This window comes from Spiroplasma endosymbiont of Thecophora atra, assembly GCF_964019735.1.
GTDB lineage: Bacteria > Bacillota_I > Bacilli_A > Mycoplasmatales > VBWQ01 > Spiroplasma_E > Spiroplasma_E ixodetis_A.
This window is the reverse complement of sequence record NZ_OZ026464.1, coordinates 921,126-937,519: the sequence shown is the minus strand read 5'-3', so window position 1 is coordinate 937,519 and position 16,394 is coordinate 921,126. Positions and strand designations below refer to the sequence as shown.

At 24.6% G+C, this 16,394-nt stretch carries 14 protein-coding genes; 6 read left to right on the top strand and 8 right to left on the bottom strand.

From position 1 onward, the window contains the following. Positions 1-34 precede the first annotated feature (34 nt). Entirely contained in the window at positions 35-4,030 is a 3,996-nt protein-coding gene (locus tag AACL05_RS05295; RefSeq protein WP_338985837.1) for an ABC transporter permease, read from the top strand. 20 nt (positions 4,031-4,050) lie between these two features. Continuing rightward, on the top strand, positions 4,051-5,055 hold the full coding sequence (locus AACL05_RS05290; RefSeq protein ID WP_338960368.1) for an ABC transporter ATP-binding protein: 1,005 nt from the start codon (positions 4,051-4,053) through the stop codon (positions 5,053-5,055). A gap of 588 nt (positions 5,056-5,643) precedes the next feature. Here the strand turns inward: AACL05_RS05290 and phoU are convergent. From phoU to rpmB, 5 genes are all read right to left on the bottom strand, one after another. Next, on the bottom strand, positions 5,644-6,321 hold the full coding sequence (gene phoU, locus AACL05_RS05285) for a phosphate signaling complex protein PhoU (protein WP_174480791.1): 678 nt from the start codon (positions 6,319-6,321) through the stop codon (positions 5,644-5,646). 37 nt (positions 6,322-6,358) lie between these two features. Then, a complete protein-coding gene (gene pstB / locus AACL05_RS05280; protein ID WP_422397371.1) occupies positions 6,359-7,138 on the bottom strand; it encodes a phosphate ABC transporter ATP-binding protein PstB in 780 nt (259 codons plus the stop codon). 80 nt (positions 7,139-7,218) lie between these two features. Beyond that, complete coding sequence (pstA, locus tag AACL05_RS05275) at positions 7,219-9,240, bottom strand: phosphate ABC transporter permease PstA (RefSeq protein ID WP_338960363.1); 2,022 nt, start codon at positions 9,238-9,240, stop codon at positions 7,219-7,221. A 14-nt stretch (positions 9,241-9,254) separates the two neighbouring features. Next, positions 9,255-10,220 (bottom strand): PstS family phosphate ABC transporter substrate-binding protein, encoded by a 966-nt coding sequence (locus AACL05_RS05270; RefSeq protein ID WP_338985835.1) that lies wholly within the window; start codon positions 10,218-10,220, stop codon positions 9,255-9,257. 224 nt (positions 10,221-10,444) lie between these two features. Continuing rightward, entirely contained in the window at positions 10,445-10,636 is a 192-nt protein-coding gene (gene rpmB, locus AACL05_RS05265) for a 50S ribosomal protein L28 (RefSeq protein ID WP_252320665.1), read from the bottom strand. 218 nt (positions 10,637-10,854) lie between these two features. On the opposite strand from rpmB, the gene AACL05_RS05260 reads away from it, so the two are divergent. Next, positions 10,855-11,202, top strand: coding sequence for an HPr family phosphocarrier protein (locus tag AACL05_RS05260; protein WP_338960359.1), 348 nt, complete (start codon positions 10,855-10,857; stop codon positions 11,200-11,202). 118 nt (positions 11,203-11,320) lie between these two features. Next, positions 11,321-11,842 (top strand): transcription elongation factor GreA, encoded by a 522-nt coding sequence (greA, locus tag AACL05_RS05255; protein ID WP_338960357.1) that lies wholly within the window; start codon positions 11,321-11,323, stop codon positions 11,840-11,842. 4 nt (positions 11,843-11,846) lie between these two features. Here greA and AACL05_RS05250 read toward each other — a convergent pair whose 3' ends face one another. Further along, positions 11,847-12,404 (bottom strand): hypothetical protein, encoded by a 558-nt coding sequence (locus AACL05_RS05250; protein ID WP_338960355.1) that lies wholly within the window; start codon positions 12,402-12,404, stop codon positions 11,847-11,849. A gap of 147 nt (positions 12,405-12,551) precedes the next feature. After that, positions 12,552-13,967 (bottom strand): asparagine--tRNA ligase, encoded by a 1,416-nt coding sequence (gene asnS, locus AACL05_RS05245; RefSeq protein ID WP_338960353.1) that lies wholly within the window; start codon positions 13,965-13,967, stop codon positions 12,552-12,554. Between the two features lie 184 nt (positions 13,968-14,151). Between asnS and AACL05_RS05240 the strand changes: the two genes are divergently transcribed. Next, complete coding sequence (locus tag AACL05_RS05240) at positions 14,152-14,688, top strand: hypothetical protein (protein WP_338960351.1); 537 nt, start codon at positions 14,152-14,154, stop codon at positions 14,686-14,688. Positions 14,689-14,955: 267 nt separating this feature from the next. Then, positions 14,956-15,417 carry a hypothetical protein gene (locus AACL05_RS05235; RefSeq protein WP_338960349.1) on the top strand — a complete coding sequence of 154 codons (462 nt, stop codon included), beginning with the start codon at positions 14,956-14,958 and terminating at the stop codon, positions 15,415-15,417. On the opposite strand, the gene AACL05_RS05230 is transcribed toward AACL05_RS05235, so the two are convergent. Continuing rightward, positions 15,418-16,317: an Mbov_0401 family ICE element transposase-like protein gene (locus AACL05_RS05230; RefSeq protein WP_422397370.1), complete on the bottom strand. Its 900-nt coding sequence runs from the start codon at positions 16,315-16,317 to the stop codon at positions 15,418-15,420. Positions 16,318-16,394: the final 77 nt, after the last annotated feature.

Below are 16,394 nucleotides of genomic sequence, written 5' to 3'. Positions count from 1 at the left end.
TTGTTTTAAAATTTAAAAGAAAGGAAGAACGAATATGAAAAAACAATCATTTTTGCTTTTTAAAAATGCGTTTAAACAAGCAATTCGTAATAAAATTCAATTAGTTGGTTTAATTGTTTTAGTATTATTATCATCAACTATTTTTTCATTAATGCAAACAAGTTTAGCAAGAATTTCTGATGAATATTCAACATTAGTTGCAAAATCTAATTTACATGATTTTGTTATTGATTTATCTAATACTACTCCAAAAACTGTTTCTAATAAAATCTCAACATCAACAACTGCTGTTGATGAAAAGAATGATTTTGATATTAACAATATTGCAAATGATGCTGGTAATGAATTTATATGAGATCGTGTTGAAGGCAGAACTATGCAATTAGATAATAATAGTAATCCTAGAATTTTAAAAATATTAACTTATAATCAAGATGCTCGTATTGATAAATTAATCATTAGTGATGGTTATCAAATAGGAGATAGTAAAAATCCAGATAAAACTCCAAGTTGAAAACAGGTAGTTATTAATAAAGAATTTGCTCAAAAAAATAATTTGCATATTAATGATACAATTCGTGTGCAATCAGATCAATTAGGAAGTAGTTTAAAAGTTTCAGGATATGATTTAAATGATGCTGCTTATAGTAGTTATAATTGATTAAAAATTGTTGGATATGGTGTATCTGCTGATTTCACAACTCCAATTATTGATCAAACTACACCAATTCCAAATAAAACTCGTGAAGGTTTATTATACGTTGATCCAATGCAATTTGGTTTAAGTAAAAGGTTAGAAAAAAATAATTATATTTGGTCATATGATAAAGCTAATGAAAAAATCACAATTTCTTCTGATAATGATCGCGAAATTTATTTTGTTGGAAAATCAACAATAGGTAAAATTAATGATATTAAATTAATTTCACAAAGTTTAAGAAGTAAATATATTAATACTATTGATTCTGATGCTGCTTTAGTATATAAGTTAGGAAATAATAAGTATACGTTTAATAATCGTACTGCTACTTTGAATGCAACTATTATTGGATTTAAAAGTTTATTAATTGGTTTATTGTTAATTGTTTTAATTATTACAGGAATTACAGTAATATTAATTACTTATAAAAATATTGATAATTCACGAACACAAATTGGAATTTTAAAATCATTAGGTTATAGTAATATTAAAATTTTAATTACATCTTTAGCTTATCCAATGGTAGCAGCACTTATTGGTACTATTTTAGTGTTTTTACCAGCAAGTGGTTTACAAGTAATTATAGTTCAAACATTTGCCAACTATTTTAATCTAGATTTTGGTCGTTTTATTTTTGATGGTTTAGGATTTATATATTGTTTAATTTTAATATTTGGTTTTTTATCAATTATTGCATGAGTTATTAGCGCTTTAACAGTTATTAAAAAACCAATAGATTTAATTAAAAACGAATCAGCTACTGTTAATTCTCGCTTTAGTCGAATTATTAAAACAAAAAGTATTAATCGTGGATTTTTAACAAGATTCCGTTTATCACTATTTACATCATCAATTGGAAAAATGGCAGCAGCATCATTAACTATGTTTTTAGGAACAACGTTAATGACAACATCTATTATTGGTCCAAAAATTATGGCTGATAATAAATTACTTTCTTTTACTGGTATGAATTATCACTCCTTAGTTGAATATGACATTCCGACTTATAATTCTCCATATAGTTTTTATAAAACTTATAATCCAAATAATAAAGATGATTGAACTTATACTTCTACTGTTGATAGTACTACTGGTGATACATATTGACATCCACCACGTTTTGATAATTCTGGACCATTAAATGATACTTTTGTTAAAGAATTATTAGAAAATAATATTAATGCTGAAGCATATGCTCCAATGTCAGATGAATCTAATCCCGGTGGTGCTATTAGTGATTTAGGATATACTGGTTTAACGTATTTAAATGGTAAAATGCTTACTAAAAACTTTTTAAATGGATTAGATTCTAGTGATATTAAAGATGCTTCTGTGATTGTTGGAATTATGGTACAAATGGCTTGACCAAATGCATTACCAATGTATGACACAGTTTTAAAAAATACTAATATTAACAGTTTTTATAGTGAGAATACTTATAATATTATTAGAAAATTTTATCAAAACTATCGAACAACAGTGGCAATGAATATTAGTGGTACGATTTCGAAGACTGGTAAGATTAGTACTAATCCTAATGATTTAGATATTACAAAATTCAAAGATTGAGCAAATAGTAATATTCCTGCTTACAAAAATGCCTCAAGTAAGGGTCCTACTTTTATTAATGATATTGATAATTTAAGTTTTGATACTAGCGATAAATTATATCCGTGACATTTAACTAATGAAACACAATTATTGAATAATAATGCATCTGAAATTAGTGACAAAGAGCGTGATAGTTGAATTAATAAAGTTGGAATTTGATTTGGTGCTTTATTTTATAATAGAATGGGACAAACTGTAGTGCAAGGTGCTTATACTAAAAGCCCATATTTTATTCGTCAAAATATTGCCAAAGCTTATAGTGATCCCAATGTTCCTTTTAATGTTGCTTTTAATGTTGTGCCTTTTGATAAAGAAACTGATGAATTAGGAACTTACTTTATTGGTACTCCTGAAAAATTATTTAAACAGAACAAATATTTAATGAAAGTTTATGGTTTACAAAATCAACAACAGTTAGGCAAACCTTCAATGATGCAATTATATGATGCTGGAGGTTCTTCATTAAATCCACTTTTAGAACAAGAAAATAGTGATGATAGTATTAGTCTTGTTATTAATCAAACGATTGCTAAACAATTAAATTTAAAAATAAATGATGAATTTAAAATGAGTAGTAATGGTAATACTATGAAATTTAAAGATAATAATAAATTGAAACCTTTTGATTTGGATCAAATTAATATTGATAACATTGTTGGTGATAGTAAAAATGTTAATAATGTTACATTATTAAGACAACAAACTGGTTATACACAAGTTGATGAGTTAAAGGATGGGGCTTATGATAATATGGGTATTAATGCTACAAATATGTTAAAAGAAGTTACTGCTGGTAAGGTTGTTAATTCTTATAATGATAAGATAAGTTCTAAAACACCAACGTATAAAGTAGTTGGTATATATAATGGTTATGGTCAACCTAATGCTTATATTAGTAAAACTAATGCTGATAAAGTTTTATCATTTAATAAAACAAAAGAATTTTTATTTTTATTATTTAAAAAAGAATGAGAAGACAAAAAAACAACTTGTGATGTTGATTTTGGTAAATTAAAATTATTTAATGAATATCAAAATTTTCTTAATCAATTAAATGATCCCGTTATTTATAAACTTAATCAAATATTTGAAAATGAAAATCCAATTTTTAATTTTAAATTTTCAAATTCGCAATCATTACCAGATATAACTAATTCATTTTCAACTTCGCAAATGTATGGAGATTACAGTGCTTTTGGTTTAAATGGTGGTACTGATGGTTCTGGTACTTATCAAGGTTATGGTGCAGGTAGTGCTGTTAATATTACGCCACAAGATATCCATCATCAGTTGTTAAATCAAATTACTGCTTTAGTTGATACAGTATTGGTTGCATTTATTATCTTTTCATTAATCATTTCGTTCTTTATTATTTTATTAACAAGTAATTTAGTAATTTATGAAAATCGTAAAACAATAGCAACAATGAAAACACTTGGTTATAGTGATGCAAAAATAACTAATATTGTTATTGGTATGTATTTACCAGTGATTGCTGTTATGTTTGTTATTGGTTTTCCCGTAGGATGAATAATTGTTAAGTTTATTCTTAACTATTTAGCTGCTAATACAACATGGGTTTTACCATTATTCTTTGTTTGATGATTACCGCTTGTGGTTGGTTTAATTGTCTTTGGTATTTATGCAACAACCTTTATTATTGATTGATATGCCATGAAGAAGATTAATCCAATTAAAACTTTAAATGAAATTGATTAAAAGCAGAAGGGAATAAAAACATGAAAAATGATAAAAAAAACACTAAAAATTCAAGTGAACAAGTAACTAAAAATAAGTTAGAATCTAGTTTTACAAAGAAGTCAGTATCTAAAAATGAAGGTGCAATACCACCAGTAACCCATAAATCTCATGATAAACCAGAATCAAAGGAAGAAATAGAAGCTAATAAAGCCAAATTGCAAGCTTTTAAAGATAATCAAAAAGCAATTAAAAAATTAACAAAAACTCATTCAAAAGAAATTTTAGCAGGTAAAATTATATCAATGACTAATAATACTCCTGATACTCAAACTAATGTTATTGAATTATTTGATGTTAAAAAATCTTACTTAACTGGAGACTTAGAATATGAAGTATTAAAAGGAGTTAATTTAAAAATTAAATTAGGTGATTTTGTTGTTATCTTAGGACCATCGGGAAGTGGTAAGACAACATTATTAAATATTATTTCGGGATTGGATAAATCTAATACTGGTGATGTTTTTGTGGCGGGATACAATTTATCTTTATTAAAAGATAGTCATTTAACTAAATTTAGACGAGATAATGTTGGTTTTATTTTTCAACAATACAATTTATTAACTAACTTAACTGCTCGTGAAAATGCTGAAGTTGGTGAAAATCTTGCTAAAAATAAAAATAAAAATATGAGTATTGATGATATTTTTCAAGTTATTGAAATGGATGAGCATATGAATAAATTTCCAAGTCAATTATCAGGTGGACAACAACAAAGAGTATCGATTGGTAGAGCACTAGCAAAAAATCCGACAATTTTATTTTGTGATGAGCCAACAGGAGCACTTGATGAGGAAATGGGGTGTAAGGTATTAGAGATTTTATTGGATGTTAATCGAGAATATAAAACATCAATTATTATGGTTACTCATAATCCTAACTTCCAATATGTTGCAAATACTGTTATTAACGTTAAAAATGGTAAAATTATTAGTGTAAAGAATAATGAAAAACCAATGAAACCAAATGAAATAAATTGATCATAAGAAAAGGGTATAGATGGGGGTTGATTTAATAAATATAAGAAAAATGCATATTTTCATGCATTTTTCTTATATTTATATAGAGTAAATACTTGTATAAAGAAAAAAATATTAAATTATAAGAATCTAATAGAAAATACTATATTTTATTTAGTTTAATTATTTTTTAGAAAGAAAAAGGTGCAAGGTAATGAGTATTGGTTTAATTACATTTATTATATGAATATGTTTAGTAATTTGAATAGTATTTTTAATTTGAGGTATAAGTTTATGTAATAGTAATAATGCATTAGGCATCATATTATTATTTTTAACATTAAATTTAATTGGTTTAATAATAGGAATTTCTTTATTATATAATAAAAATAAGCAAAATGTAGATAACAAAAAAAATATTAATAGTAATATTAAAATAGAAGAACTAAGTTAAATATTCCTTTTTAGAAATTTTAATATTAAATTAAAAAATCATACCTTAATTTAATACAATTAAAAATAAAATAATAATAAATATTATCATATTAAAGTATGACTTAAAAATATTTAAATGAAACTTGCAAAAAAATAATTATTTTAACACTGATTGATAAATTATTCAGATATTTTTGTTGAAGATAAATCATAAAATTTACCTTTAATAATATATACTATTGTTTCACAAATGTTAACTAAGTGATCACCTAGTCTTTCAATATATTTCAACTGTTGCATTGTTGATGTATATTGAGAGAGTTGATCATTATTTTTGTTTACTTTTAACATATTGACAATGTTTTTCATTGATTCACGAAAACGATTATCAATATCAATATCATATTCTGCTGCTTGATAAGCTTTATTAATATCATTTTCATTTATAGATTCACCAATTAAATCCATCATTTTAAATACTTTTTTCATTAATCCTGATAATTGAGATGTTAATTTAATTTCTGGTTTATATTTGACATTAAATTTGGATAAATTTTTAGCATAATTTGAAATACGTTCTAAATCACGAATAATATTCATATAGCCAATAATAGTACGTAAGTCAGTAGCAAAAGGATTTTGTTGAGCAATACTTCAAATTGCAGTAATTGTTAAACTTTCAGCGACTGTTCTAATTTCTTTATCGGTTTCAACAATTCTTTTTGACATGTCAAAATCTTGGGTTTCCATTGCTATTAAAGCGTCTTTATGTTCTTTTTTTACTTCTTTTAATAAAGTTAATAAGTTTTGTTTTAAATTTATGATATCTAAATCAAATCTACGGTTAATTATTTTCATTTTTTCCTCCTTTCTCTATAATTAATTATATATATTTTTAACCAAATCTGCCGGTAATATAATCTTCTGTTCTTTTATCTTTTGGTCGTGAAAATATTTTTTTAGTATTATTATATTCAATGACTTCTCCATTTAAGAAAAAGGCAGTTTTATCAGAAATTCGTGCTGCTTGTTGCATTGAATGTGTAACAACAATAATTGTAAAGTCTGATTTTAAATCATTCATTAAGTCTTCAATTTTAGATGCGGCAATCGGATCTAGAGCTGAAGTTGGTTCATCCATTAATAGTACTTCTGGTTTTAGGGCAATAGCACGAGCAATACATAAACGTTGTTGTTGTCCACCTGATAATGATAATGCTGAATCGAATAAGTGTTGAGCAACTTCATCTCATAAAGCCGCTTTTTTTAAAGCATCTTCGACAATTTGATTTAGAATCTTTTTATTTTTAATGCCTTGATTTTTTGGGCCATATGCCACATTTTCATAAATTGACATTGGAAAGGGATTAGGTTTTTGAAATACCATTCCAACTTTAGTTCGTAATGAAATAATATTTTTTTTATTTTCATAAATATCTTCATTATTAAATAATATTTGTCCATTAATTTTAACACCATCAATTAAATCATTCATTCTATTTAAAGTTCGTAGTAATGTTGATTTGCCACAACCACTTGGTCCAATAAAAGCGGTTACTTGATTACGACTTATTTCTAAATTTATATTAAATAAAACCTGTTTTTTGCCATGATTATAGAAGAAATTTAAATTTTTAATAGTAAAAACATAATTACTTTTTGGAATATTTTCTATATTTGATAAATTATTTGATTTGTTATTTGGTTTTTTCTTAAATTTATCTTTCACTTTTAAAAAGTAAGGTTTAATTACATTTACTTTTCTTTTTTTATTGCTATTCGTTGATTCTTTCTTGCTTTCATTTTTTCTTTTAATAATTCAATTGAGCATTTTGTTTTCACCCCGATTCCTGTTGTTAAACTTTTTTCAAAATGTTTTGCTATAAAGTTTAAAATAAATATTAGTATAACTGTTATTAGTGCTGTTTGGTACATCTTTCCTAATTTATTAGGGTCATTTGATTCTTTATTAACTAATAAAATATGGGTTGTTAAAGTTTGTCCTGAACTTAAGAAACCTTTATTGGGAAAAGCAACAGTGCTTCCTAATGTTAGATAAACTGGTGCTGATTCACCAATAATTCTACCCATTGATAAAATCATACTAGTAATAATGCCACCAATGGCAGCTGGAATAACTACTTTTCTTATTGTTTCAAATTTACTAGCACCTAGTGCTAATGATGCTTCGCGATATTCAATAGGTACTGATTTTAATGTATCTTCTACTGCTCTAATAATAAGTGGTAAAATAACAATTGTTAATGTTAAACTAGCAGCAATTGCTGAGAAACTTATTTGTAAGAAAGTAATAAAAAAAGTAAATCCAAACATACCAAAGATAATTGATGGCGTAGAAGCTAAGGTATTTAGCACAAAACGTAATATTGAAGCAAATCAACCATTTTTGGCATATTCGTGAAGATAAATTGCACCAATAATACCTAATGGCATAGCAATAGTAATTGTTGTTAATACCAATAAACATGTCATTGTGATAATTGATAAGTAACCTTCATCACCAGTTGTTGAAATTAAAGCTGCAAAATTAAAATTGAAAATGCTACTACCAGCATTACCACTAATGTTGAAGATACCATTAATAATAATATCACCAATAATTCAAATAATTAATCCCATAGTAATAAAACAAGCTAGCCCCATAAAGAATAATCGAAAATAGTCTTTAAAGTGTTTTCAGCCTTGATTTTTAATAGTTTTTTCACTAATAGTTAACATTAGTTGATTATCAGATAGATTTATTTTTTTTAAATTATAATTTCGTGGTTTTTTATGACCTTTTGCTTTTTTATCACTACGTTTATAAATTATTAAAACAATAAAGTTAATTATTGAAACTATAATAAATAAAAATAAACCAATTCCATATAATGCTGATATTTGTTGAGAACTAACTGCTTCTCCAATTTCTAGTCCAATTACTCCCGCTAAAGTAGAAATTGAACTAAATAAAAATGCAAGTGGACCATGTGCAAAATTTGGGGTTAGAGTACTATTACCAGCAATCATAACAACGGCCATTGTTTCACCGATGACTCTTCCGAATCCAAAAATTATTGCACCAATGATTTTGGTTTTTGCCGCTTTAAAAATGACTTTAAAACTAGTGTCAGTCCTGCTAATACCTAGTGCTAATGATGCATATAGATAAGATTTTGGTACTCGAGTAATAGCATTAACAGATAATGAAATAATTGTTGGTAATGCCATCATTGATAAAATAAAACTTGCTGTCATCATATTTTCTTTGGTTGGTGCTCCCATTTTTACAAAAATAGGGCCAATGGTCATTAAACCAAAAGCACCAAAAACAATTGAAGGAATACCAGATAATAATTCTACTAAAGTTAATGTTGTTTTTTTTAATTTTGGTGGTAAAAATTCACATATAAATAATGATGTTAGTAAACTTAAAGGAACAGCAAGTATCATTGAAAATAGTGCAACTCAAAAAGTGGCAACGATAAAGGCAATAATACCAAAACTATTAGCACTAGGTAATCATTTACTATTTCCTAACATTTTAAATCAATTTAGAAAACTCATATTACTAAATGTTTGACCGATAATAAAACCAATTAATAATGAAGCGGCAATTAGTGCTAATGAAGATATAGACAATACACAAATTTTAGCAATCAGATCATAAGTATGTTTTTTTTGTTCACTAATAAAAACATTTTTTGGATCATGATTTTTATTAAAATGATTAAAAGTTATTTTATGTCAAAACTTTTTAAAAGATTTGGATTTCATTTATTAATACTCCTTTATGGAAAATTGTTTAATCACTGATTTAAATCATAATTTAATTTGTCAGTTAATGGTACTGCTGATTGTGCGTACTGAGTTTCTGAAAAAGCAGGAACTACGTATTCGTTATGACCTGGATAGTCAGGAATAAACAAGAATTTTAGAAATTTAACTAAAGTATTAATTTGTTTAAAATTTTTATTTATTAAACCTGTAAATGGTCGTGATAACTGATAAGTACCATTTTTAATGGTGTCTAAACTTGGAGCAATATTTTCTCAATTAGCAATATGAATATTAGTGAATTGTTTATTCGAATCTAATTGTTTTTTATCTGAATATGAACTATAGCCAACACCACCACTAGACATATTAAACATTTGTGTACTTGAATTAACAGTTATTGCTTGTGGATAATATGCTTTTGAATCACCCAGAACTTTTTCCTTAAAAACATCTCGTGTTCCTGAACCATTTTCTCTAGTATAAGGTAAAATTTTGAGGTTACAAGTTGGTTTGATTCAACCTTGATTTGGTTCTGAAATATTTTGTGGAAATAAATCTCTTCAGAAAATAGGTGATTTCGATAAATACATTTTTTTTACTTTATCTTGTGTAAAATTTAGAGGTTTATTATTACCTAAGCAATCTTGTGGCAAATTATAAACTAAAATCATACCATCTTTTGATAAAACAAAAGAAATTAAATTATTATTAGGAGTTGTATATTCTTTTGAAAGTCAGCCAATACCAAACATATTTTTATTAACTGGAATTACTGCTGCATCTGAACCTAAACTGTTATAAGTAAAGTCTGCTTCTTTATGATTATCGGGATAGTCTTCCATTAATGTATGCATTAAAGGTGCTATTGAAGTTGAACCCCCCATAATAAAATAGGGTTTATGACTAACTAAAGTTACAATAAAAATACTAATCATTGTGATTAATCAAAATAATGACAAAATTCTTTTTTTTAGCATATAAATCCACCCAACTGAGAGTTTTCTTTATCATACACGTATTATAACAATATAATTAATAAAAACTAGAAAAATTATTTCATTTTTATAAAAAATGTAGGTTCTAGACTATATTATTAATATTTTTTATTAAATATTTTTAATTTAATATAAAAAATAAAAGAAAAGTATTTCTTTCTTTTATTAGTATTCTTTATTTATATATTTCAAAAGATAAAATAACTTTATTTTTTATTATCTAAAGCATTATTTTTCTTTAAAGTTTTTAAAGTACGAGCACTAATCATTAAAGTTTTTCCACCAATTTTTACTGGTTGTAAGTTTGGATTTCATTTTCTTCTAGAAGAGTTCATCGCATGCGAACGGTTGTTACCAGCTAGTGGACCAATACCACTTAAAGCACATTTTCTTGCCATAGTTATTTTCTCCTTATTAATGTTTTAACTAATAAATAATACCATATTTATTTATTTATTTTAAAAAAAATTAAAATTTATTTGTAAAAAATTGAATATTTACTAGGTCATTATTTTAATAAGAAAAATTTAAATTATTTATTTTTTTAAAAAAAATAAAAAATATGTTATAAATAAACTATATTATACAAATTTTTAAGAAATCTTGGAGGAAAAAAATGAATTGTATTATTTATGTTGTGCAAATTGATGATGAAAAAAAGATTGGTTTACATGCACGACCAATAGCCAAAATTGCAGCTGCTATTAGTAAGTATAAAAATATTGAGGTAGAAGTCATTAAATTACCTGATAATGCAGATATTACGAAGTCAGTAAAACTTACTGGTAATGAAACTAAAGTTAAAGCTAAGTCAGTTCTTAATTTTCTAGGTTTACAAGCAAAAAATTTTAGTAAAATTGCTTTTATTATTACAAAAATGGATGAAAAAGTAGAAGATAAAAAACTTGAAGAAGTTAAATCAGAAATTATTTCTTTATTAAAAGAAGAAAAATTAATAAAGTAAATGGTTTTAAAAAAAGTATTCAAAAGAATACTTTTTTTAAAACCATTTATCCTTATGATATAATTATTTACGTTCTTAAAATATTTAAAATATTAAATTATATAAATGGAGGCATTTAATGAGCGAAATTAACAAAAATAAAGAAATAATAATTTCAGAACAAGGTTTAGAAAAGTTAAAAACTGAATTATATAAACGAATTAATGTTGAACGTGAATCAATAAAAGAACGATTAAAAGCAGCTAGGGGTGATGGCGATTTATCAGAAAATGCTGATTATACTAGTGCGCGTGAAGAGCAAGGCAAAAATGAAGCACGCATTCAAGAACTTGAAACGATTATTACTAGTGCTGTTATTCTTGAAGAACAAAAACAACGTAAAAATAGTAATATCAAAGCAGTTCGTGTTGGTAGTTGAGTAACAATTGTAAAAATTAAACATGGTAAAATTGTTTCTGAATCAGAAGAAAAATTTAAAATTGTTGGAAGTATTGAAAGTAATCCATTTGAAGGATTAATTTCTAATGAGTGCCCATTAGCACTATCAATTATGAATTGTGTTGTTGGTGATATTGTTGATATTAAAGGTATTAAAGAAACATATAGGGTAAAAATTATAGAAGTAAAAAATCATTTTTAATTATTTATAATTGAACAGAATGATAATTATAAGTTTTGTTTTCTTTAGTATCTAAATTACTTTGTTGTTTGATTTTTTCAAAATTATTATCTGGGATTTTTAAGCAATTATTTAGTAATTCTTTTATGTTAGAATTTTCAATATTAAAGTTTTCACATATTTCTTTTAAAGAAAGTTTAATTTCAAAGTATGTTTCATCATTTTTAATAGTTATACCTTCTTTAATAATTTTATTTTTTAAGTCATTAATTTCAGTTATATATGATAAATTTGGTAATTTTTTTTGATTAATTTCAAATTTTGGTAAATTAAAAGTTGCTGTTATTACTCATGGGATATCTATTTTTTTAGATGCAACTGCATTATGGTAAGCATTTTTTAAAAATTCTTGTAATTCTTTAGAAAAAATGGTTGCTTTTGAACTATTGTAAATTGAGTGTTGAACATTAATTAGATCTTTTTGATTATAATCAATCATTATTTCTAAATTTAAACGTTTACTTTTTAATTTAAAAGTATTATTTTTTAATATTGTTTTTATAATTTCATATGATTTTGGCATATAAATATCCTTTCTTTTTTTTAACTTATTAAATAATTATTTAATACTAAATTAATTATATATTATGTTGGATTTTAATGTAGTAATAGGAGTTTTAAATAACATTATAAGTTTAATTTAAAAAGATATTATTAAAATATTATTATTTTAGAATAATAAGTTATTTGGTGTACGAGGAAAAGGAATAACATCTCTAATATTATTAATACCAGTAATAAACATTAAAAATCTTTCTAGACCTAAACCAAAACCAGCACTTGGTGCATATCCATATTTTCTTAAATCAAAATATCATTGTAGATCATTACCTTCAATTTTGAATTGAGTTTTATTTTTTAGTAATTGTTCATAATTATCTTCACGAACAGAACCACCAATTAATTCACCAATCCCTGGCACTAATAAATCCATAGCTGCCACTGTTTTTTGTTGTGGATGATTACTATCAATTGGATTAAGTTTCATGTAAAAAGCTTTGATGGTTTGTGGATAGTTAATAACAAAAGTTGGTTGTTTAGTTATTTCTTCACATAAATATCTTTCATGTTCTGATTGTAAATCAATTCCTCATTTAATTTCATTAAATTCAAATTTTTTTCCTTTTTTTTGTGCATTTAAAAGTAATTCAATGACTTCTGTATAAGTAATAACTTTAAAATCAGATTTAAAATCGGCAATTTTTTCTAATTTTTCAATTAGTGATTGTTCATTTTTAGTTTCTTGTTTTTGTTCTAAGAATTTTAATTCAGAATTACAATTATTTAGAACATCTCTAATAACAGTTTTTATTAGTTTTTGGGCTAGTATAATATTATCTTGTAGATTACTAAAGGTAAATTCTGGTTCTACCATTCAAAATTCTGCTGCGTGACGTGTAGTATTAGATTTTTCAGCACGAAATGTTGGTCCAAATGTGTAAACTTTTTGTAAAGATTGAGCGTAGGCTTCAGCATTTAACTGACCACTAACAGTTAATGAGGCTTTTTTCCCAAAAAAATCCTTTTCATATTTATCATTAGTTATAGTAGTAACAATAAAATTTTCACCAGCACCTTCAGCATCATTAGCTGTAATAAGAGGACTATGTAGGTAAATAAATTGATTATCATGGAAAAATTTATGAATAGATCATGATACTTGATCACGAATTCTAAATAATGACAAGAAAGTATTAGTACGAACACGTAAGTGTGCGTGTTCACGAAGAAATTCATTTGTATGTTCTTTTTTTTGGATTGGATAATCATTAGCGCATATGTTGTAGACAGTAGCAGTAATTACTTTTAGTTCAAATGGTTGTTTTGCATTTGGTGTTAAAATTAAATTACCAGTAATAGTAACAGCACTACCAGTAGTAACATTAGTTAAATTGTTATTATTTTCTAAATTTGGATCATATACTACTTGTAAGTTATTAATTGAAGAACCATCGTTTAAATCTAAAAACCCAACTTTTTTACTATTTCGATTAGAACGAACCCAACCGTTAACAGTTACTTGTGTTGGTATTTTTTTAGTTTTATCGTTACTATTAATAAATAAATTATTAATTGTGTAAATCATTATTGTTCCTCCTATTTATTTTTATATAATAAATAAATTATATATTAACTATTATCTTAGTAGGGAATTATTTATGATTTTTTTCATTAATATTTGGGATAAATTTTATTTTTAGTTAGTATAAAATTTGAAATTCAATTTTAAGTTAATGTTATAATATTACTTATAGTAAAGGGAGTTTATTATGGGCAAATTTTTAAAGTTAATTACTAATGGCTTTATGACAGGTGTTAGTGAACCATGATGTAATAATGAAGGAGTTGCAGTTTTACCTTTTGTATATAAATACAATCAATATTGATTTTTATTAATGAAAGAAAAGAATCCTTTATTTGAAAATAAAAAGATATCATTTTTTAGTACTCTAACAGGTGGTTGTAAATTAGGTAAATCATCACTAGAAACTGTTAAGAATGAAATTTTAGAAGAAACAGGAATTAATATTAGAAGCTTAAAACTTGATTGTATTTATAGACTTGGTAGTTACTATGCTAATAAAACTTCAATAAAAATATGACATTTTTATGCTGTTGATTTATCTAGTTTGAATTTAGATTTAAAGTTAAGTTATTTTGGTAAAGGTGATGGTAGTATTGGTGAAAATGGTATTAATGGTATTTTTATTAATGAGAGTGAACTAGATAAAGTTAATGATGCACTTATATTGGCAATTTATGGAAAATTACGATTGAATAATACAATAGTGAACATAAATAAATAAATTTAAAAGGAAGAAAATATGTTTAAAGATATAAAATTTAGATTTATAAAAAGAAAGAAAAATATAAAAGATTTTGGGAGATTGTCAAAAATCCGGAATAAATTAAATCGTTGTAGTCTTATTATTATGTTAGACAAGAAATAATTTGGATTTTTATGAAATTGTATTTAAATGATATAATTTTTTTAAAAATATTGCAACTAAAATACTTATAATTAAGTTTGTTAAATGTTAAACTTATGAAGTAAAGTTAAGGAGAATTTAAAAATGAAAATTAAAGCACTTAAAAAATTACAGTTATTGACTGTAGTACTATTTATTTTAACTATTTTAATTATTATTGCAGGATTATTATTACTAGGTTTATTTCATGGAAAAGAACTAGTAACTATTAAAAGTAATCATTTAGTTAAAAATACAGAACCTTTAATATATGAATATAATGGTTTTACTTTATGAAGTAAATACAGTTGATATTATATATTAACTAATAACAATATTTGCCTTAATAATTTTGGAAGTTATTATATTATTCATAATTCTTATAATTATTCTTTATTATGGTTAAAAATTGCAGTTATTTTTTCTACAATTGTAGTTCCAATTTTTATTTCTATAATTTTGTCATTAACATTCTTAATTATTGGTTTAAAAAGAAAAATAAAAAATAATAATTTTTGAGATGCTATTGCAAATTGTGAAATAATAAGTAATTATTACATTCATTAATTATGTTTCTAAATTTATTTTATTACATTTAAAAATAACCATTTTAATATAAATTAAAATATTATATGTTCTATTACCAAGCATTTCTTTTAAAACATGTCAAATATTTGTTTCAGTATAACAACCAATATTTCATTTCTTACCTTGATTTTCAATACCTTGTTTATTATTTTTAAAATATTTTTTCTTTAATTTTTTATGATTATCTAATTGATTATATAAATAGTCAATTAATTCATCATATTTACCATTATTAATTAAATTTTTACAGTGATTATATTCTTTTAAATATTTTCCTTTATTTCCAGCCAATATTCCAAGATATAATCTTCTAATTAAATGAAATTTATCTAAAATAAACTCAGCACCTAAATAATCTGCAACATCTTTAATTCACCCTGCACTATCACCACAAATAATTATTTTTGCTTGTTCAACATTTTCATAAAATTTTTTACAATGTTCTTTAATAAATTCAACAGTCTTTTTAACTCCAATTGCTGTTCTTGTTGGTCTTATAATTGCTTTTACTCTTTTATTTTGTACTTTGTGATTAATATTATCTGTATATGTTGTTATTAATCTCATAGAGTGTTTTATACCTTTACGTTTAAAATCTCAAAACTTTCGATGTCCATCATCAATTGCTACAAAAATAGGTTGATTTTTTTCTAATTTTACTTTTACTGGATTTGCTTCAATTACTTCTAAATTCTTAAAAACTCTATGAACAGTGCTAACACTAATACCTGCTTTTTTACAAATAGCACAAATATCATGATATCTTTTTCCGTCAGCAAAATATTCAATAATAGTTTGTTCAACATCTTCACCAATTCTTTTATATTTAGGTAATTCTAGTCATTCATCAACTAAACAAACACGAACTCATTTTTGTAATTTTTCATCAAAATATTCATAAATTCTTCTTTTATAAGTTACTGGGCGGTTGTCAAATTTACGAAATAATTAATTAT